Annotated in this window: 17 protein-coding genes; 10 read left to right on the forward strand and 7 right to left on the reverse strand. The window is 42.9% G+C overall.

The genetic code is table 11. The annotated features are described in order from the left end of the window. Window positions 1–25: 25 nt before the first annotated feature. Both CH373_RS09180 and CH373_RS09185 read left to right on the forward strand, forming a co-directional pair. A complete protein-coding gene (locus CH373_RS09180) occupies window positions 26–580 on the forward strand; it encodes a SiaB family protein kinase (RefSeq protein WP_100713946.1) in 555 nt (184 codons plus the stop codon). A gap of 2 nt (window positions 581–582) precedes the next feature. Continuing rightward, window positions 583–957, forward strand: a complete 375-nt coding sequence (locus tag CH373_RS09185; protein WP_100713947.1) for a DUF1987 domain-containing protein — start codon at window positions 583–585, stop codon at window positions 955–957. A 36-nt stretch (window positions 958–993) separates the two neighbouring features. On the opposite strand, the gene CH373_RS09190 is transcribed toward CH373_RS09185, so the two are convergent. Both CH373_RS09190 and CH373_RS09195 read right to left on the reverse strand, forming a co-directional pair. After that, a complete protein-coding gene (locus CH373_RS09190) occupies window positions 994–1,452 on the reverse strand; it encodes a VOC family protein (RefSeq protein ID WP_100713948.1) in 459 nt (152 codons plus the stop codon). 115 nt (window positions 1,453–1,567) lie between these two features. Beyond that, a complete protein-coding gene (locus CH373_RS09195) occupies window positions 1,568–2,650 on the reverse strand; it encodes an endonuclease/exonuclease/phosphatase family protein (protein WP_100713949.1) in 1,083 nt (360 codons plus the stop codon). A 169-nt stretch (window positions 2,651–2,819) separates the two neighbouring features. Between CH373_RS09195 and CH373_RS09200 the strand changes: the two genes are divergently transcribed. Next, entirely contained in the window at window positions 2,820–3,839 is a 1,020-nt protein-coding gene (locus CH373_RS09200) for a hypothetical protein (protein WP_100713950.1), read from the forward strand. A 25-nt stretch (window positions 3,840–3,864) separates the two neighbouring features. On the opposite strand, the gene CH373_RS18745 is transcribed toward CH373_RS09200, so the two are convergent. From CH373_RS18745 to CH373_RS09215, 3 genes are all read right to left on the reverse strand, one after another. Continuing rightward, window positions 3,865–4,050, reverse strand: coding sequence for a hypothetical protein (locus tag CH373_RS18745; RefSeq protein ID WP_100713951.1), 186 nt, complete (start codon window positions 4,048–4,050; stop codon window positions 3,865–3,867). A gap of 41 nt (window positions 4,051–4,091) precedes the next feature. Next, on the reverse strand, window positions 4,092–4,439 hold the full coding sequence (locus tag CH373_RS09210) for a hypothetical protein (RefSeq protein ID WP_125169982.1): 348 nt from the start codon (window positions 4,437–4,439) through the stop codon (window positions 4,092–4,094). A gap of 467 nt (window positions 4,440–4,906) precedes the next feature. Next, complete coding sequence (locus tag CH373_RS09215) at window positions 4,907–5,839, reverse strand: alpha/beta hydrolase (protein ID WP_100713953.1); 933 nt, start codon at window positions 5,837–5,839, stop codon at window positions 4,907–4,909. Between the two features lie 177 nt (window positions 5,840–6,016). On the opposite strand from CH373_RS09215, the gene CH373_RS09220 reads away from it, so the two are divergent. The 3 genes from CH373_RS09220 to CH373_RS09230 are packed head-to-tail and all read left to right on the forward strand — an operon-like array spanning window position 6,017 to window position 9,454. Then, window positions 6,017–7,402: an MFS transporter gene (locus CH373_RS09220; protein ID WP_100713954.1), complete on the forward strand. Its 1,386-nt coding sequence runs from the start codon at window positions 6,017–6,019 to the stop codon at window positions 7,400–7,402. Window positions 7,403–7,411: 9 nt separating this feature from the next. Then, a complete protein-coding gene (gene mtnC, locus CH373_RS09225; RefSeq protein WP_100713989.1) occupies window positions 7,412–8,119 on the forward strand; it encodes an acireductone synthase in 708 nt (235 codons plus the stop codon). Between the two features lie 54 nt (window positions 8,120–8,173). After that, on the forward strand, window positions 8,174–9,454 hold the full coding sequence (locus CH373_RS09230) for a tetratricopeptide repeat protein (RefSeq protein WP_100713955.1): 1,281 nt from the start codon (window positions 8,174–8,176) through the stop codon (window positions 9,452–9,454). 8 nt (window positions 9,455–9,462) lie between these two features. Here the strand turns inward: CH373_RS09230 and CH373_RS09235 are convergent, their stop codons facing one another. Continuing rightward, complete coding sequence (locus tag CH373_RS09235; protein WP_100713956.1) at window positions 9,463–10,230, reverse strand: ankyrin repeat domain-containing protein; 768 nt, start codon at window positions 10,228–10,230, stop codon at window positions 9,463–9,465. Window positions 10,231–10,613: 383 nt separating this feature from the next. On the opposite strand from CH373_RS09235, the gene CH373_RS09240 reads away from it, so the two are divergent. The 4 genes from CH373_RS09240 to CH373_RS09255 all read left to right on the forward strand — a co-directional run bounded on the left by CH373_RS09240 (window position 10,614) and on the right by CH373_RS09255 (window position 19,657). Continuing rightward, complete coding sequence (locus CH373_RS09240; RefSeq protein ID WP_100713957.1) at window positions 10,614–11,945, forward strand: TolC family protein; 1,332 nt, start codon at window positions 10,614–10,616, stop codon at window positions 11,943–11,945. A gap of 161 nt (window positions 11,946–12,106) precedes the next feature. Continuing rightward, a complete protein-coding gene (locus tag CH373_RS09245) occupies window positions 12,107–13,261 on the forward strand; it encodes a heavy metal-binding domain-containing protein (protein WP_243393330.1) in 1,155 nt (384 codons plus the stop codon). Between the two features lie 19 nt (window positions 13,262–13,280). Beyond that, the gene (locus CH373_RS09250; RefSeq protein WP_100713959.1) at window positions 13,281–16,973 is read left to right on the forward strand and encodes an efflux RND transporter permease subunit; all 3,693 of its coding nucleotides are present in this window, start codon (window positions 13,281–13,283) and stop codon (window positions 16,971–16,973) included. A gap of 2 nt (window positions 16,974–16,975) precedes the next feature. Beyond that, complete coding sequence (locus CH373_RS09255) at window positions 16,976–19,657, forward strand: cation-translocating P-type ATPase (RefSeq protein WP_100713960.1); 2,682 nt, start codon at window positions 16,976–16,978, stop codon at window positions 19,655–19,657. Window positions 19,658–19,685: 28 nt separating this feature from the next. On the opposite strand, the gene CH373_RS09260 is transcribed toward CH373_RS09255, so the two are convergent. Next, the gene (locus CH373_RS09260; RefSeq protein ID WP_100713961.1) at window positions 19,686–21,047 is read right to left on the reverse strand and encodes a phenylacetate--CoA ligase family protein; all 1,362 of its coding nucleotides are present in this window, start codon (window positions 21,045–21,047) and stop codon (window positions 19,686–19,688) included. Window positions 21,048–21,148 lie beyond the last annotated feature (101 nt).

Below are 21,148 nucleotides of genomic sequence, written 5' to 3' on the forward strand. Positions count from 1 at the left end.
AAGTTTCTGAAAAAGGAAAATGCTGATGATGGACAACGAAATCGTTAACCTTTATAAAAGTTACCAGCAAGCGAACGACTACACTCTTCTTGTATCGTTCAAAGGCAGACTATCTCAGGAAGTTCTCACGGAGTTGGGATCTATGATTCGTACTTCTTTGAGTTCCGAATTAAAAATTAAGAAGATATTTGCTGTCTTTATAGAACTCGCACAAAACATGCTTCATTATTCTGCAGAAAGAAAAGTAAATGAAGAAATGAAAGATGCAGGAGTTGGTATATTAGTCGTTCTGGAAAATTCAGTTGGCTATCATGTATCCTCCGGAAACCTTGTCCAAGACGAAAAAGTAGAATTTCTTACGGAAAGAATCCAAAAGATTAATTCTATGAATAAGGACGAGCTAAAGGCCTTCTACCAACAGCAACTCAGAGCGGAAAGACCTGATGATAGCAAAGGGGCTGGCGTAGGTTTGATCGACATCGGACGCAAATCTGACGGACCTTTAAAATTTCACTTTGATAAAGTGGATAGCACTCAATCTTTCTTTACAGTCTCCGCATACTTTACGAAGGAAAACTGAGAATGGAATCCTTACATATCCAGCAAACGAAAACATCCCCTGAAATAATTTTAGATTCCAAGAGAGGACTCGCGGAAGTGATCGGAGAATCCTATCCCGAAAATGCTATGGCTTTTTACAAACCGGTATTCGAATGGCTGACTTCTATGGAATCATCGAGCCATCAAATTCAGTTTAAATTTCAAATGGACTACTTTAATACAAGTTCTTCTAAAGTAATTATGGATATTCTCGATCGACTTCAAAAGTACCACGATAAGGGTGGAAAAGTAGAGGTAGAATGGCTGTTCAAGGAAGACGACGAAGACATGCAGGAAACCGGAGAAGAATTTTCCTCAGACCTGAGCCTTCCTTTCCGGATGAAATCCTACAAGTAAAAATAGCCCAATCGCAAAAGTGATTTACAGATGAAGTTAAGATAGAGCCTTAATTACGTCCTCTGGGGCTTGCACCAACTCGATTAATACTCCTTCTCCGCAAAGTGGAAACTCCTCATTTCCTTTTGGGTGAATAAAGCATACTTCGTATCCGGCAGCTCCTTTTCGTATTCCACCAGGTGTAAAACGAACTCCCTTTTCGCCGAGCCATTGGACTGCTTTGTGAATATCATCCACCCAAAGCCCGATATGATTCAACTTTGGATCGTTTACCTTAGGGCTCTTGCTCGGATCGACAGGCTCCATGATATCCACTTCTACGGCAAAAGGTCCCTTGCCCATCCTCAGAATATCTTCGTCCACGTTTTCTTTTTCGCTGCGAAACGTTCCGGTCTTTTCCAATCCGAGTATGTCTACCCAGAAATTCCTGAGCTTGTCTTTGCTATCGCCGCCTACCGCAACTTGCTGGATTCCAAGGATCTTAAAAGGTCTCATTTCAATATTTATTCCTAATATTTTCCACCAATTTCGGATATTGATCCGCCTTGGCAAGCTTTCGCTTTCAAGTTATTGGCGCGATCAAAACCAAACGAAGGAAGGATCAAATCGATCAATCCGAAAGCTTGAAAGTTCCTACAATCGGAAAATGGTCCGATGTGTGACCAGCAACTCCGTCTTGAAGCACCTTGTAGGAAGATTTAGAGATTTGATTGGAATAGAAAAGGTAGTCGATCGTACGATCCGCTTTTCCGATCGCAGGATCATTCGCGAAGTACGTATAATATTTGCTCTGCTCTTTTCCATTTAACTCTTCGACGCTCGCCCCAGGTTTCCATTTATTAAAGAGAGGCTTCATTTCTTCCTGATCGCTATAGAAAAAAGCGCCATGAGGATGCATCGAATTCCTCGGAAATTTTGGAGGGAGCAGATTGAAGTCTCCGGCCAAAATCCACTCCTCTTTTCTTTCATCCAAGGTCGTTAGAATTTTTGAAATCGTGTCCACCTGCTTTTGCATAGTGTCCGTTCCCATAGAAAACGCATCCAAATGCGTATTCAAAATAGTAAACTTGGTTCCATTTGCAGTAGAAATCTCCGCTTCTAAAATGGCTCTCTTTAGTTGGAATTGCCTGCTCAACATGTCTGCGGGAGGAATCGGAAGCTGTGTTCTGACCGCGGTGGTTATTTTATATTTACTTAATGTAACTAGTTTCATGCCAGCAGAACCCATCACCTTAGGATGCGGTACAAATCCTGCCTTCCAATAAAAAGCTTCCGTCCTACAAGGATAGGCGTCATGTAACAAGGGAAGCAATCTCTCTGTCTGGTCTTCTCCGAACGTTCTTTTGGAACCGTCGTCCACTTCTTGCAAAAGTATGATATCCGGATTTTCTTTGGTAAGAACCAAAGCAACTTTTCTTAGAGTATCCTGGACGTCCTCTTTAGAAGGAGCGGTGTCCGGTCCGGACTCATCCGGTACATCATACCAAAATACCCGATTTTTTCCCGCAAAGTACTGCACGTTCCAGGATAGTACCTTCAGCTCTTTTGCTTTATCTAAACTCGGGGCACCCTGGGTACAAACGATCTTCATTTCCTCTCTTTCGGAGGGATGAAATGTGATCAGGTATATCGTAACGAACAGAACTGCGAAAAATACAAGTAGGGAAACAAGGATAGCTTTCAGAATTTTCAAAGAATTTCTCCTCGGAGTTGACCTGGTTTTGGGCAACCGATCACTTGCGAAGCAACCTTAGTACAACTTTCTATGCATCCGTCCACAATTTTCGCATATAAGAATGAATTAGATTCTTTGCTAAATGGTTTCCATTTTCAGCAGGCTTCAACAACATGGAAGCTGACTCATGTTCTCTAAAAGTATCAAACTTGCCTTTGCCCTTTCGATCTTGCTTTTTACCTCTCAAATCTTTTCGGAAGAAGTAGAGCTAAGGGTTATCCTCAAGAACGGAACGACTGGTAAGGAAGGCTCTGCAGAACAGATCAAGCTTTTTGCTTTAGAAAGAGCTATGATGCCTTTGCCGATCGGGGACTTAAAGTCCGTGCAAGGAAGTTTTAGGCTACCGAAGGTGGATGCCCCAGACGGGCTGCCACTTTTATTACAGATCACATACCAAGGCGTAAATTATAATAAGATTATTCCTCCTGTGCCGACAATGAGAACCCAGCCGCAAGAGGTAATTGTCTACGAAAAGACAAAAGACAGGTCGGTTGTGAAGTCCAAATCATTGCTCCAAATCACGAGATCCCAGGACACTTTGATCGTTTTTAAAGTATTCATTTTATCTAATAATGCCATCCCACCTAGAAGTTTTCAGAGCGAATCTGAACCGATAGAAATTTATGTTCCTTCTGAAGCAAAAGATATCAGCGCTCAGTTAACCCAGGGAGCGGGGATGGGAATTCCACTGCAGTTACGACAAGGCAAAAGCGGATGGATCATGGATCGTCCGATTCTTCCGGGATCGTCTCAGCTGTACATTTCGTATACCATTCCTGCTTTCGATCTAGCTCCAATTTCATTTAAAGACAAACTAATCTTTGAAAAAAACGAGGGAGATAGAATCATTTTTGCAAAACCAAAGGACATGCAAGTGTCTGTCGGAGGTGCCAAAAATGTACAGCAATTAGAACAGGATATTCCGGAAGATGTAAAGGCATACTCCGTTTCTTATCCAGCACCTCAGTACGAAGTCGCGATCTCTGTCAAAGGAGGGGAGCCAATTCCGATGATGAGCGGTGGTCAAGAAAGGAGCGTTGTAAACGGAAAAATTTTCACATCATCCGAGGAAACCTTGCTCGGAGTTGTCGCAGTCCTCGGCCTTTTGTTCACTCTTTCTTTTGTGCTAGTTTACCGTAAAATTTAAGTGGGTCCCAACTTCGAAGAAAAAACTATTTTGAAATAATCGCGTGGATCCTGCCGCTTAGACCGGTGTTAGTTAGCTGCCAGTCGGCTGCAGTACTAGGCGAGTGCGCACTCCCGATCATCCCTGACACATCCTTTCCAACTGCGACAAACAAGTCTAAGGTGGCATTATAAGCTGCATCTGCCCAGTCCGTCCTTGTGCAACCATTCATTGTTGCAGATGTTGACCAGCTTGCTCCGTCATCGGTTGTTCTTACCCAATCCCACAGTTATTAGAGCGCGTACTGTAGCTTGCGGTAAGAGTTCCTACAGCAACATACACTCCATTTCCAAAAGCAAGATCATAAATAGAACCACCGCTGCAACCTGGAAATGGGGTTTGGGCACCTTGTAAAATAGTCCAATTCACTCCGTCATCCGAAGAAAGATAAGAGCAATTGTCGCCGACCGCCATCAACTGAGGTCCGACAGAAAAGTTTGCTAGCGCAAAATCAAAAAGTAACCCGATCGGGCTTTTGGAGGCATCTATATCCAGCGCCTTGGCTTTATTGCAATTTATCATAGCAAGGACTACGAATATCCAAACGAAACGGCGGTTCATTCCACTAACCTCTAAATAAATAACAAAAGGAAATTTACTCTCCTTCGGTATTTTCTAATAAATAGAAATTTTTTTCCATTAAAAGACAGTGAAATTGCTAGATAAACAAATTTCATTCCCTACTCTGAATTAAGGAACGACGGAAATTTTACTGTATCACCCGCTACAATACACCAGGAATGATCATTCAGGGAGAAGGCGAATCCAACTTTAAAAGAAGTGAGCTTTGTTCGCTACGGAAAAGCGTTAGGTCAAATCTACTTTTGGCTCTGGTACCAAGGTAATCTGGGAGCTGGTTAGTCGTGCTCGATTGCAGATTTTTGAGGGCCCCACCCTCTTTAGGGTGGGGGCCGGTGTGGCGGAAGTACCGAACCGCTTTTTCACAAAAATTCGATTTTTACAAACGGTATTTTCTCTTGGTTGCCCGTAGGAACTCCTACAGCGACTTCAAGCTTTCCCGCAGGGTCTTATTTCTTTTTGGAAGGTGCTTTTTTCTTAGGAGCGGGCTTCTTTTTCTTCGCCGCTTTCTTTGGTCCGGACTTTTCCGAAACGAGAGAATCTATAAAGTCCTTGATATCTTTCAGCACGAGTTCCTTATCCGGAGATAGTTCATTCATTAGTTCATGAAAGCACCCCGGATACGTTTTCATTCTTTTGTTTTTATATATTAGATGATTATAAAACTCTAAACTCCCCGAAGGATCTGAAATTCCATCCTTTTGCCCGTGCAAAATCAATATCGGCGTGCGCAATATCCCTGCTTTCTTGTTTGCGATCTTTCCTTGCTGAAACAACTCGTACCCCATAGAAAGGGATATTTTACCATGCACAAGTGGGTCCTCAGCATACGCTTTTACTACTTCTTGGTCTCGACTTAGCAAACTTAGATTCAAATTTGCATCCAGAGTGGTCGCCGGAGAAAGCTTGCGTAAAAAACCGGCGAGCGAAATTTGAAATTTCTGAAACGGATTGGTCGGGATTTTCAACGCAGCAGCAGTTGTAACCAACGCATACAGGTAATCTTGATTAATTCCTTCAAGAGCATACCGAATTGATACGACTCCTCCCATAGAATGCCCGACCAAAAATATCTTTTCCTTATGCTCTCGTTTTCTTACTTCTCGGATAAAATGAGCAAGATCGTCTACATATAGATCGAAAGAGTCCGCATGGCCCCTTTTCCCTTCCGATTTGCCGTGTCCGCGCAGATCCATAGCATAGAAATTCACGTCACTGTCCTTGAAATAATCGAGAATGTTAGAGTAGCGTCCGCTATGTTCACCGAACCCGTGTTGGACGACGATGACTCGATGGGCTCCGGGCTTTATCCATGCTTGGCAATAAAGCTTTGTATTATCACGAGAAGATCGAATAAAGAATTCTTTGTGTTGATAAGCCATCTATAAGGACTCCGAAATATGGCATGGGCTTTCATCCCAATTTCCGACTGACCCTATTCATCCAAGAACAAAGGGTCAAGTAATTATTAATTAGAGCCGTTCAACATTTTCCTTGCGGTTTCGTTCCAATCATCGAACTTGTCTCTTTCAATACATAGAGAATTGAGAGGATTTCGGATGTCCAAGGTAGAACCCAAAAAAGGTTATCTGTACTATTTCGGCTTAGGCGAACTATCGACACAGGGAGCAAACGCCATCTTGGCTTTCTGGATGATTCTTGGAATGGCATTCTTTCTATTCGCGGACCAAAACCTAATCGCTCCGAATCTGCGTAATATTGCTCATTCTTTCGGAATCATTGAGCAGTCTACGATCGACTGGAAGTTCGGAGGGGAGATTCCTATCTTCTTTTTCATCCTCGGTGGTTTCATTTCAGTTAACATGGGATATCTAACGCAAAGGTATTCCAGAAAAGTTCTGATCGTCGGCACCGTATTTCTCGGAGAGATTCCGTGTATGCTCTCGGGCCTTGCTACGAACTACAATGAATTCCTAATACTCAGAACATTGACCGGATTCGGACTTGGAGGTGCTTTCCCACTTCTATTTTCCATGTTAGGCGACTATTTTTCCGATAAGTCCAGATCTACTGCCGCTGGTTATCTATCTCTCGCGATGGGCTTAGGAATCGGAATCGGCCAACTCGTCGGAGGAAACTTAGGCGCCGCAGATCCGATCAATGGCTGGAGATTGAGTTTTATTTATATGGCCGCTCCTTCCTTTGCGTTTATGGCGATCTACGCGATCTTTTGCAAAGAACCTGTAAGAGGCGCAAGTGAAAAAGAATGGGCCGGAATCGCTTCTGAAATCCCTGAGTCAGAAGTTCGGTTAGGTTGGAAAGATATAAAGCTACTCTTCTCGAACAAAACGAATATTGGAATTTTTCTGCAGGGAATTCCGGGATGCGTTCCTTGGGGAGTATTCTTTGTCTATTTGAATGACTATTATGAATTCAATTATCATATGCCAAAAGACAACGCCGCTGCCCTGGTCACGTTTGCAGCAGTAGGAATCTTCATCGGAACTTTCTTTGGTGGGATTCTAGGGCAAAAATTATACGATAAGAACAAGTCTTATCTTCCTATTTTTTGCGCATCGATGATCTTACTGGGAGTATTTCCGACAATTTACCTTTTACACGCGGACTCGATCGCAAAATCGCCGTTATTCGTTTTAGTCAATATCGTTACTGGAATGATTATCTCCGTAACCGGACCGAACGTTCGCGCTTTGATTATAAACGTGAATCCTCCTAAAAATAGATCTACGATGTTCGCGCTTTATAACTTAACTGACGACTTGGGTCGCGGTTTAGGTCCTGCATTGGCCGCGGTGCTATTGACCTTTATCGACAATAGGACTATGGCATTCACTTGGTCGCTTCTGTTTTGGATTCCCTGTGGATTGCTCTGGCTCATCATCCTGAAGAATTTTAGACAGGACGAGTTGAGCGTACATAAAATCCTGTCGGAAGAAGCAGCAAGGATTCGCAGGAGCGCTTAAGTGCCCGAGATAGACGCAAAAGTATTTTTATTTGATATAGAAGGTACCACTACACCGATCGAGTTTGTTCACAAAGTTTTGTTTCCTTATTCGACCAAGAGATTTCATTCTTACTTTGTATCTCCGGGAATAGAACCGGAGCTCGCCGAGGAATTGATCCGCGCTTCGCAGAATGAACCAGATTATGCGAAGCCGGTTCAAAACAACCCGAACTCACTTGCAGACTTTTGCGAATTCCTGGTAACCAAAGACAGAAAGCTTGGTGCTCTAAAGGAGGTCCAAGGTAGAATATGGAAATCCGGGTACGAATCCGGAGAACTCAAAAGTACCATCTTTTCCGATGTTCCTCACTTTCTAGAAGTGCTAAAGAAAAATGGAAAACGACTGGCTGTCTATTCCTCTGGAAGCACCGAAGCTCAAGTGCTCATCTACAAATATTGCGAAGCAGGAGATCTGACCAAATACTTCGAACGATATTTTGACACCTCGGTGGGCGGAAAACGGGAGTCGGAAAGCTATCTTAAAATCGCGGAACAAATGCTGGTCTCTCCCGGTGAAATCGCCTTTTTTACCGATATCAAAGAAGAAGCGGATGCAGCTCAAAAGGCCGGGATCTTGCCGTATATACTCGATCGGCCGGGAAATAAACCGCAGCCGGAGCATACATATCCAATTCTTAAAACCTTCGATAACCTGGTCGCTGAGAACTTCCCCTAAAATCCGTGCAAAATAGAACTGGAGAACCTGCGAGTTTAGGTCGAAACTCGTACTATGGTCTCTTGTCTGCGTCAGATATTCTTCGCAATATCGATTGCGCTTTTCTGTTCTCCTATTTTTTCCAAAGAAGTCATCTACGCATTCCGCGATATCGGAATGCCCAAAAATTCCAAGATAGATAATAATCCTCGCAAAGAGAAAATGATCCTCATCGGGGAAACCATGATGTTCGACAAAGTAAAACCGGTCGAATACGAAGGAAAATACAAGAATGTGGATATAGGCTATGATACTCGTCCGGATATCGTAACCGTAAAAGTAAATTATGATCCTGGAATACGTCCCGGGCAAATCTTGTATTTAATCGAAAAGGATTTCGACCACAATACTTACAAGGACGGAAACATTGTAGGACAGATAGAAGTAAAGTCCGTATTTCAAACAGCATTCATAGGAAAACAATTAAGAGGAATCGGATTTCTTAGCATGGCAAAAGAAAAGATCCTCTCGGTAGCCATTCCTCTGATCTCGGAACAATCCGGACCAGCTCTCGTCGAACGGAAAAAAGGCGATTATCATTGGAATCGAAACGAAATACCGGAAGCAATCCAAGCGTACCGAAAAGCGATTCGGCTCGATCCATCTTCTCCTGATGCACATTTTCAACTGGGTTTATTGTATCTAAAAGAAGCTGACTCCGAGATCGGAACCTGCTCCGGAATATTACCGATGAGCGCAGGCGCGGAGTTTGCTTCGGCCTGGGAAAAAAGAGCCAGATTCGATTCTGAGCAAAGTATAATACGATTTGCACGTGAATACGTTTCCTTCTTGAACTGCAAATCACAGCAAGCGCCTAGTTTCAAAAAAGGTAATCCAGTTCCGCTAGAATTAGAAAGAGCACAAGAAGTGGCTCGGGTCGGATTTCAGGTAGCTAAAGAAGATTATGAATTACTAATTCGAAGTGCGGAATCCTACTTGCAACTTTACTTAAGTTATGCGCCTAAAAAAACAGGCGCTACTTCATCTGAGAATGTGGACGCCGCATCTTCCATGAGAAACAGGCAAGAGAAAGCGTGGGAGATTTCCGAAAAATTGCTAAAAGAAGCGAGCAGGTTTTCCCTGACGGACTATAGATTCCATAAATTGAATGCTCTTTTGTACGGAAAAAAATTTCAATCCATGGTTTCTGGTGCCCAGACGTCCAATATGACTCCGGAAGCAAGCCTGTTCCGCTCCAAAACTCTCGAAGCAATTCAATCCTATAAAGAATATCGCCCAAAGAATATTCCGGGAGATCGGGATATTTTAGTTCTGGAAAAGGATTTGGGCGGCTGACCGTCTGACTACTTCAAGAGCTTCATTACTTCTTCCTTATATTTTATATAGGGTTCAAATGTAGCCGTACGCTCCGATTTAGCCAAATCGAAAGCAGTCTTTCCTGCTTCATTCTTAACTTTTTTATCAGCTCCTTTTTTCAAAAGGAGCTCGATCAGCTCTGGTGCACTTGGTCCGGAAGCTGCGTACATCAAGACGGTAGTTCCTTCACTATCTTTTGCGGTTACGTCCAAACCTTTGTCGAGAAGGTAATGGATTATATCTACCGAATCATTTTTGCAAGCAAGCATAAGTGGAGTTTTTCCATTCTTGCCCTTCACTTTCAAAGATGCACCCTTTGCTTCCAATGCTTTTATAATATCTAAGGAAGTGGTACTTCTATCGGAATGATATATAACTGCATCCCTATCTTCATTATCCTTTGCCTTTACATCTGCTCCTTTTTCCAAGAGTAGGTTCACGACTTCTATCCAAGCTGCTGTCATTAAAGGAGTTTCTCCGTCCTTATCTTTTGCATTGATATTGGCTCCTTTCTCGAGAAGGTATTTAGTGACTTCCGTCTTGGTACTCGTAACCGTGTAGTGCAAAGGAGTTTTGCCAAATTCATCCTTTGTGTTAGGACTCGCTCCCTTTGAAATCGCCGACTTTATTTTTATCAAATCCGCTTTCCAGGCCGCATCCAGTAGATCCTTATTGGCATCCGCAGAAAGCGAAAAAGCAGCGAAGGTCGTTCCCAAAATTATCGAAAGAAGGAATATTATCTTTTTCTGATTCATTTAATCTAAATCCTGTTACCTAAATTTTGAATATTTAACTCTTGCGAATCACGCAGATACGAAGAGAAATTGGAGTGGGATTATAATGAAAATCTGCAATTTGAGCAAAATGGCTTGATTCCTCCAAATGAGGTTTCGTTCCCATTTCAAAAGCAGAGAAGTACATCGACCAAAACCAAACTGATTGGGCGAAGAGACAATGGGGCGGCTCTGCGCGCGTTAGTCGTTTAATATTTCAAAATTCCAAATTCTTCTAAGGAAGTTTTGACAATTATCACAAGGGAGATGGTGTCTCAAAATCACGAATCTATTTGACCAAAAACTAAAATATAGTCCAATTGAATGGATGTTCGGGACCTCCAAACAAGGAATAGGCGAATAATATGAAGCAGACTCTACTAGGTCTTCTCCTATTCTTTTTCTGGACCTGCTCCCTTCCTGAATCTTCTCCTGAATTCAAGTCTTCTCAAAAGAATGTACGGGAAGTAGGCCGAAATTTTGAAGTCGATGTTAAAAAACGAATTGAGGCACTTACAAAAGAAAGCCCCTTGCAAGACTATTTGGAACTCGGAGTCTCCAATCAGCCCGAAGTCGCTGCCGCTTATTACGAATGGAAAGGTTCTTATTTTAAATCGAAAGTAGAGAGCAGCCTAGAGGATCCGCGGCTCACGTTTCAGGCGGATATTAAGACGATGGTAATGTCTTTTATGCCCGGTCTGATGTTCGACATTTTCGGTCCTGGAAAACGAGTCTTAAGGCGAGACGTATCCTTGGCGGAAGCCGACGCAAATTATTATCGTTTCAGAAGAACCGTCCTGAACGCTCTCCATTCTCTGTTCGAGATCTACTATAGATACCATATGATCTCGCGTAAGATCGCAATTCACCAAACCACTCTTAGAATTCTCGGGGATGTAGAAAAGATCTCTCGTGCAGGATTCGAAGTCGGACGCCTAACGCTAATCGACGCTCTTAGATCGCAAGTGGAGCAATCCAGAATAAAATTAGAAATTCGTAATCTTGAAGATTCTAAAAATCCTTTGCTCTCGGCGTGGAGCGCCTCACTGGGATTGGATCCACAGAAAGATAAATCTACAATGCCTGATTACACATTTTCTAGATCGGAATTTTTCGAATCAGCGCAAATATACGAAGTCGCTTTCGAGAATAATCCGTCTTTAAAACAAATGGAAGCCGAATTAAAAATGGCAGAAAAGGCATTAGAATTAGCTAATAAATCTAAAGTTCCGGATTTTGCAGTAGGCTTAATGACAGATTTTGCGGTTCGACCTACCATGTTTCGCCCTGTCGGCTTTGTAACTCTACCGATTTGGCGAGAAAAAATCGAAGCAATGATTGAATCCGCAGCCTCGGCAAAAGAAGGTGCCAAAAGTAAGTACAAAAAAGAATCGATCCAGCTCGCGGTAGATTTCGCCGAAAAATTGTATTCCTACCGCGAGATCGAGAGGGGATTGAACTCTTTAAAAATTGATTTCCTACCAAAATTAGAGAAAACTTTGGAAGTGGGCCTAAGCGGATACTCTGCAAATAAAATCGATTTTATCACTCTTTTGACGATCCAACGGGAAGTACTAGAACTCCAGATTTCGGAAGTGGAATTGGAAGTAGAAAGAGAAATCCTGATCGCAGAAATCAAACACCTTCTTATGGGAATTCCTCTTGGAAAGATCGATGAAAGGGTTCTAAGGCAATGATGAATTCAAATCAGAGAAAAACTTTTACTTTTTTCTTAATAATTTTATTTCTGTTCATTCATTTTTTTGAATGTAAAGATTCGAGCGGCGGCCAGTCCGAACACCTGGGTCATTCCGAACATTCGGAACATTCCAACCATGCTGACCTTCAAGCAGGAGAAATGCAATTATCTGACAATCAGATGAACAAGCTGGACTTACAAACTACGCAAGTGAAACGAATGGAACTTGCGACAAAAATCGAAGCAGTCGGCAAAGTGCAAGTAAACGAAGAGTCGATTTCGGTGATTACAAGTCGCTTTGATGGATACGCGGAAAAATTGTACGTCAACTATGTGGGACTTCCAATCAATAAAGGCGATCATATTCTAGATGTTTACAGCCCCGAATTGATTTTGGCAGAAAGAGAATTCTTACTCGCTCAAGAAGTCGATTCTCTTTCCGGGTTAATGAGTTCTGCAAAGACAAAACTTTTACGTTATGGATTGACTGAAGCGCAAATTGCACAACTCCAAGAATCCAAGACAGTCCAGGAACGAATTACGATACGATCTCCGGTAAAAGGAATCGTTCTAGAAAAATCAATTTTAGAAAAAGGGACGATCAAAACCGGAGATGCTCTTTATAAACTTGCGAATTTGGAATCCGTTTGGGTGTATCTGGAGCTGTACGAAAACGAGTATCCCCTAATACGGTACGGCCAGGCAGTAGAATTGGTCGCGGATGCGTTTCCAAACGAAAAATTTCGCGCTAGAATTTGGTTTGCTCGTCCCGAATTAAACGAAGAGACGAGAACTCTTAGAGTATTAGCAAACGTTGATAATCGAAACTTAAAGCTAAAACCGGGAATGTTCGTGCACGCAAGAATCGAAGTGACCATTCTTTCTGATGGAACTCCTGCACCCTCCGGACTAGAAGGAAAATATACTTGTCCGCTTCACCCGACAGTGATTAAGGCTAAGCCTGGGACCTGCCCGATTTGCGGGATGGACTTAATTCAGATTCCTGCCTTCGATAGCGGAAGATCTTCCAAAGCGGAACGGCTTTCTTTAGCAGTCCCTACGCAAGCAGTCTTAGATAGCGGATTAAGAAAAGTTGTCTATGTAGAAAAAGAAAAAGGGATCTACAGCGCAAGGCCCATTGTAGTCGGTCCCAAAGCTGGAGAATTTTATCCTGTTCTGAGCGGACTTACGGAAGGGGAAACGGTCGTAATCAAAGGTGGATTTCTTTTAGATAGCCAGTTTCAGATTAACGGGCTTCCGAGCATGATGAACGAAAAAGAGACAGCTACTCCCGTCAAGGTCCATTCACACTAAGGTCGAAAGAGGTTTTATTATGGTTAATAGACTCATTCGATTTTGTATCGAGAATGGATTCATCATAACAATCGCTATTATAGGAATTGTGTTTTTTGGACTTTATTCCATTTCCAAAACTCCCGTAGACGCCATTCCGGATATCGGAGAAAAACAAGTTATCGTATTTGCGGACTGGCCCGGACGCTCGCCCCAAGACATCGACAATCAGGTCACATATCCACTGACGATCAGTTTGAGCGGAACACCAGGAGTAAAAAATATCCGCTCCATGTCAGGGTTCGGGTTTTCCATGGTTTTCGTAGTATTCAAAGAGGAATTCGATTATTACTGGGCTCGATCTCGAGTCATAGAAAGAATCAATGTCGCTCAGCAAAGATTACCCTCCGGAGTGGTTCCTGTACTTGGTCCGGACGCTACAGCGCTAGGACAAGTATTCTGGTACACTGTCGAAGGAGAAGGCTATGATTTAGCGGAACTTCGATCAGCACAAGATTGGTTTATTCGTTATCAATTGAATTCCGTAGAAGGAGTGTCCGAAGTTGCTTCTATCGGAGGATTCGTCAAACAATACCAAATCGATGTAGATCCCGAGAAGCTTAGAGTATTCGGAGTCTCTCATGTAGACCTTTATGAAGCCGTAATGAAGTCGAATATAGACGTCGGAGCAAAGGTAATCGAGAAAAATGGAATCGAATATTTCATTCGAGGGGTCGGTTTCATAAAGTCGATTTCAGATATAGAAAACATCGTTCTAAAAGAGATGGAAGGCGTTCCAATCTATATTAAGAATGTTGCAACCGTTTCCTTGGGGCCTGACTTTAGAAGAGGATCCCTGGATAAAGGAGGACAAGAGGCGGTCGGTGGAATCGTATTAATGCGTTACGGGGAGAATCCGCTACGTGTTATCGAAAGAGTAAAAGCAAAAATATCTACCATCCAAAACGCGCTTCCCAAGAAAACTTTGGGCAACGGAACTGAATCTCGAGTTAAGATCGTTCCATACTATGATAGAACTCAAATCGTAGAAGAGACTTTAGACACTTTAAAGGAGGCTTTATTCGAAGAGGCATTACTTGCTGGAGCAATCATTTTAATTTTTCTAATGCACTTCAAAAGTTCTCTTTCGGTGATCGCGACTTTGCCTTTGAGCATATTGTTATGTTTTATCCTTATGTATTTCTTCGGGGTGGATTCGAATATCATGTCCTTGTCTGGATTGGCAATCGCGATCGGAGACGTCGGCGATATGGGAATCATCATGACCGAAAACATCTATCGTCATGTAACGAACAAGGATGATCCTAAACCCCACTTGGAAAAAGTTTACGAAGGAGCTGCGGAAGTATCCGGTGCGATCGTAACCGCGGTGACGAATACGATCGTTTCTTTTATCCCGGTTTTCTTTTTGACCGACCAAGAAGGAAAGTTGTTCAAACCTTTGGCGTTCACCAAAACCTTTGCCATAGGCGCTTCGGTCGTACTCGCGCTGACGGTAGTTCCCTTTCTTTGTTATCTACTCTATAAGCCGCGTTCGATTTCTAGGTCGAGGGCTCTACTCCTTTCGTCCTCCCTTGTGATCTTAGTGACCGTGGCCGTAAAATTGATTCTGAATCAGTACGTGACGGGTACGGGTGTTGGATGGACAACTTCCTTTACGGCCGGAGTGATTGTAGGGTTATTCACATATCGCGCGTTAACCGAAGAATTCATTCCCTTAGAGAAAAATCATGCCTCTCGTTTCATTATCAGAATCTATGAACCGGCACTGAGATGGGTTTTAGAAAACAAAAAGAGATTCATGGTATTACCACTCGGTATCCTGGTCAGCGGCATAACGGTATGGCTCGGTATAGGAACCGTTCTGAAACCTTTGGAGCTTTTTGTAAACCTGTTCAGTTTTTCTGAGGCCTCCCCAGAACTAAAGCATTCTTTGTACATACCGCACGATAAGCCATACAAGAGACCTTTATTAGAACTTTCTTATATGAAGTTTTCTTTTTTGCAGAATCAGCACGACAAATCCTCTAAATTCCACTTCTATCTACGTAGACCTGATCCTAAAGATCTAGAAGCAGACAAAGCGGAAGGCTGGGAGGTAACCTCGGAGGCAAGAGTACTTCCAGGAATCGGAAGGGAATTCATGCCACCTTTGGACGAAGGTTCCATCTTATACATGCCTTCGCTTTTGCCCCAAACTGCTCTTTCCGAAGTGGTCAATATCAACAGAAAGCAGGACGAAATCATTGCATCGATTCCGGAAGTAGAATCGGTCGTAGGAAAACTAGGCAGATCTGATTCCGCCCTAGACCCTGCTCCGATCGGAATGATAGAATCGATTATCTCATTAAAGCCAGAAACAGAATGGAGAAATGTAAGTATCGAAAGGTTCTACTCCAGTTGGCCAAAGTTCCTACAATTCCCTTTCCGGTTTCTATTTCCGGATTCCAGGCGAATCACGAAAAAGGAAATACTGGAAGAAATACAAGCAAAAACGAATATACCTGGAGTCATCCCCACTTTCTTACAACCTATACAAACAAGACTCATCATGTTGCAGACAGGATTTCGTGCAATGATGGGAGTCAAGATCTACGGAACGGATTTAAAGAAGATTGAAACACTTGGATTGCAAATCGAAGAGATTTTGAAAAAGGTCCCTGGAGCTACGGATGTGGTAGCTGATAGAATAGTAGGAAAACCTTATATAGAATTAGTCATCGATAGAGAAAGAATCGCGAGGTATGGAATCTCGATCCGAGACGTGCAAGATGCCATCGAAATAGGAATCGGAGGGATGAATATCACCGAAACGGTGGAAGAAAGAGAAAGGTACCCTGTAAGAGTCAGATATTTGCGAGATTACCGCGAAGACATCCCGGAACTAGGCAAGGTTTTAGTTTCCGGAATGAATAAAACCCAGATCCCATTATCACAACTTGTTTCGATTCGAACCGTTTTAGGTCCCCAAGAAATAAAAGGAGAAAAAGGTCTACTTGTCGGTTACGTGACCATGAACACGAGAGACCGAGACGAAATAAGCGTTGTAGAAGATGCGGAAGCGACTTTGCAAGACGCCTTAAAATCCGGTCATTTAACTCTTCCTGCAGGTTGCTTTTGGGAATGGTCCGGTCAATTCGAAAATCAGCAAAGAGCAGCTAACACAATGAAGCTGGTGATCCCCGTCTGCCTGATGATTATGTTTTTACTTTTGTATGCGGGATTCAAAAGGAAGTGGATCGCATTCATTGTTTATTTCGGGGTTTTGGTATCGGTCTCCGGGGGTTTCATTTTCCTTTCCGCATGGGGAGCCAATCTCTCCGTTGCAGTTTGGGTGGGATTCTTGGTACTCTTTGGAGTAGTAGATGACGATGCAGTAGTGATCTCTAGCTATCTCGAAGATATCTTTGACAAAGAAAATATTCTTACAGTGAAAGCAGTTAGAGAAGCCGTCGTGCAAGCCGGAGTGAAAAGAATTCGTCCCTGTATCATGACGATTTCCACGACTATCTTTGGTTTGGCTCCTATCTTTCTAACAAATGGACGCGGATCGGATGTAATGCAACCGATGGCGATCCCCTCAGTAGGAGGAATGACCGTTAGCTTGATTACGTTGTTTATTGCACCTTGTCTTTTTTGTGCGATAGAAGAGTGGAAATTAGGAAATCGGCCGCAGCAGGAAATCCATACAGCAGGACGGAAGTTTAAATAAACATGAGTAACGCCACATCGACAAACGAACTAATTAAAGAAAATGGAATGTACAATTTAAAAGCGGAGGAGGTTTTCACACTTTTTGATACAGATTCAAAGGAAGGCCTGAGCTCTCAAAACGCTAAGAGTCGCCTAGAGAAATTCGGAAGAAACAAAATCAGGGAGGAGAAAAAGAGAAGCAATTTTTTGATTTTGCTCGACCAGTTTCAGAGCCCGATCGTCTATCTTTTGTTATTCGCGACCGCGCTATCATTCTATTTTAAAGAATGGTTAGATGGCTTTGCCATTTTCGTCGTAATACTTATCAACGGTTTGATTGGTTTCTACATGGAATTCCGTGCTGCTAAATCCATGGACGCATTGAAGAGGCTTACTCGAATCACCTGCAAGGCCAAACGAGATGGCTTTATCCAAGAATTAGATTCGGAGGAAATTGTCCCAGGGGATATCGTATATTTCGAAGCTGGAGATATTGTATCTGCAGATGCTCGAATCTTTGAATCCACGAGACTACAAACAGACGAGTCTGCTCTGACCGGAGAATCTACGCCTTGCGATAAGAACACCAATCTTTTACCGAGCAATCTCCCCTTAGCAGAAAGATCGAATATGTTATTCAAGGGGACATTTATTCTAAAAGGAAATAGCTTTTCCGTAGTCACTCATACCGGAATGGACACAGAAATCGGAAAGATAGCAGAAATGTTGCAATCTGCAAAGCCAGGTGCCACCCCCTTGGAGAAGAAGCTTTCCGAATTTAGTAAAAGATTAATTCAAATTACTGTAGGCTTGGTAATTTTAATTTTCTTTGTCGGACTATGGACGGGTCAGCACTTCTTAGAAACTCTCGAGACCTCCATTGCGCTCGCAGTAGCCGCAATCCCTGAAGGACTTCCAATCGTAGCAACTTTAGCCTTGGCTCAAGGTATGCTCAAAATGGCCAAACATAACGTAATTGTAAAGAAGCTTTCCGCCGTCGAAACCTTGGGCGGCACTAACGTAATTTGCACGGACAAAACCGGAACACTGACTCAAAACAAGATCGAAGTAGTGGAATTGGTGACATCCGAAGGTGTTTATACCTTTGATGGTGAATGGAAGGGGTTTGAAGGAAGGGTGAGAGATCTGATCGCGCAAGCCTCGATCTTGTGCAATACTGCAGAATTGGATTCCAATTCAGGCTCCGAAAATGAAATCGGAGACCCGCTCGAAACAGGACTATTAAAATTTACTAAATTAATTGGTTTTGATATTTCAAAAGTAAGAGATCAAAACCCTAAGATTTCCGAAATGCCTTTCGATTCGGATCTAAAGATGATGGCGACAATTCATGGGAATAAAGAAGGCTTCACTATGTTCGTGAAAGGAGCGGCCGAATCGATTATTGAAAGGAGTTCCTTTATTCTTTCTCAAAGTAATGAACGCCAACTAAACAATACCGACCTAAACCGCTGGCTTTCCGAGGCGGACCGTTTGGCTTCATCGGGAATGAAAGTAATAGGCATTGCCTACAAACAGACGAAGGACTCGAACGCAGAAAAAACAGAAGGCCTCGTTCTTTTAGGATTGCTTGGGATGATCGACCCTCCTAGACCCGAAGTATTTTCAGCTCTGGCAGATTGCGACTCGGCAGGGATAAAAGTGATGATGATCACGGGAGATCATCCATCCACGGCTAAGAACATAGCTTCGCGTTTAGGACTCACGAAAACCTCCGAAGACAAAATCATTATCGGATCCGAAATGCCATCCATTGGCGATTTATCTCAGGAGAAAAAAGCAGACTGGATTCAATCACGCATTTTCGCGAGGGTTACTCCCAAACAAAAATTAGATTTAGTCACGGTTTTGCAGGAAAAGCACTATATAGTAGGAATGACAGGAGACGGAGTAAACGATGCTCCTGCATTAAAAAAAGCCGATATAGGAATTGCGATGGGGGAAAGAGGAACTCAGGTCGCACAAGATGCGGCGGACATGATTCTTAAAGACGATTCTTTTGCCTCGATCGTGGTAGCCATTCGGCAAGGGAGAGCGATTTTCGACAATATTAGAAAATTCGTAATCTATTTGCTCTCTTGTAATCTTAGCGAATTAATTATAGTTGCTACAGCATCCATTTTGAATCTGCACTTTCAATTATTTCCGTTGCAGATCCTCTTTATTAATTTGATTACCGACGTTCTACCCGCACTTGCATTAGGAGTGACCGAAGCAAGCCCCGGAATCATGAGCAGGCTCCCTAGGCCTTCTGATGAAGCGATCATAGACGCAAGAAGATGGAAAACTATTTTTGTGTATTCATTTTTCATTTCTGCCTCTTCTTTAGGGTCCGTTTTCATCAGCCATTTCACTCTGCACAATACAGAGGATTGGAATCCTGCACTTTGTAATAATATACTATTCTTCACCTTGATTCTCGCGCAGCTATTTCATGCATTTAATATGGGATCGTCGGATTCTAGGTTTGGGCATTCGGAGATTATCCGAAATCGTTATTTATGGCTCTCCACGTTCGTCTGCGTCGCTATGCTATTTATTGTGAACTCGGTCCCGGTACTGGAGCAAGCTCTTAAGCTCTACAGTTTATCTCTAGAAGATTGGCTCTTGGCTATCGGATGTGCGATTTTCGGATCCATATGCATACAACTGACCAAAAAGGCAAAACTTGTATTTCAATAGAGATTCATACGATCGCAGAATATTTGGTCTATAGCCTCTTAGCTGCAACTTCTTTATAAGGTACTAGAATCGGAGATTTTCCAGCAATCGTCTTCGGAATGGATTCTACGATTTCAATCGAAATTGTGGGTATGATCGCCCCGACCTGCATTAACGCACTTCTCAATTCCTCTCTTATCAGATCTACATTGAAGTTCGAGGCTGGACTGGCGACTAACACGCGCATACTGTCCCTCTCCTGTCTCAACTGCCAGGCACCCGCAGGAATTTTGTCCAGTACTTTGTGGAATAGTACCGGATGTATTCTTAAGATTCCGCTTTTCCCTGGAATGGAAAAAATATCTTCCATTCTTCCTTCAATATTGGAAATTAATCGAAAAGGCCTTCCGCAATCGCACATCTTTTCGCTCACACAAATTCGATCGCTCATTTCATATCGGATCAAGGGTTGAGTTCTAGAAAAAAGAACACTGACCAAAACCTTCGCACCTAACGTCCCCGGCTCCACGGGGCGATTATTCTCATCGACTACTTCCGTGATGACAAGGTCTTCGAACATATGCAATCCAGTATGCAATTTACATTCGCATCCTAAGCCTGCAGTTTCAGTGGCAGGATAAACGTTAAATGGCGCTATTCCCCACGCTTTTGTTGCCAACTTTCGGGTCTCTTCGGTCAGAACTTCCGAAGAACTGACTACTGCCTTTGGATGAATACTCAACCTTTTCTCCAATTGCTCCACGGCTAAAATTCGGACCATCGAAGAGTAGGCGATCAAACTCTGCGGTTGAAATTGGTTCAAGCCGGCTACGATTTCACTCAGTGGCTCCGCGGCGCTTAAGCGAATGGAAGGGACCCAAGGACTTTTCACAGTCATTCCAACCCTGGCGGACTGGTGCCAAGGAGCGGTCGAACTAACTACGGCCATTCGCATAGGATGAAATAAATCCACTCGAATACCCGACCATTCATTAGCTCTGGAATAAGAAGCGATTACATTCATCCACTCGTTATAGTCAGAAAGGATGATGCCCCTCTTCCCAGTACTTCCGGAAGTTGTGCTTACCCAGTATTTGTTTAGAAATTTAGAATCTGATTTAAGATCGGAAAGATAGGATTCCACTTCGCTTAACTTCACGTTTCTGTCCGTAACAAAATCGTCAAAGTTCTCCATCATATCTTTTTTGGTGATAACGGGTAGTTCCTCCAAGGGTTTTTCAGTTAAACCAGAGTGAAGCTTACGATAGAAAGGTGATTTGCTAGTTGCGAATTCTCGTAACTCCCGTAGTCCGGCTGCTCTATACTGGTCCAGCTTTTCACGACTCCAACTTTCTCGAGATCTTAGCGTTCTTCTTCTGCGCAAAAGATCCATCATCATGAGGAAATTCATAGCTTCAACCTTTCGCCGTCCTCGGCAGGAGGACAATTTTAGGATTCATTGATCCAACTAAGAAAAGTGACCTTTGAACATTCGAATTTCATGATATATCC

Origin of the sequence: Leptospira perolatii (assembly GCF_002811875.1) — a bacterium.
GTDB classification, from domain to species: domain Bacteria; phylum Spirochaetota; class Leptospiria; order Leptospirales; family Leptospiraceae; genus Leptospira_B; species Leptospira_B perolatii.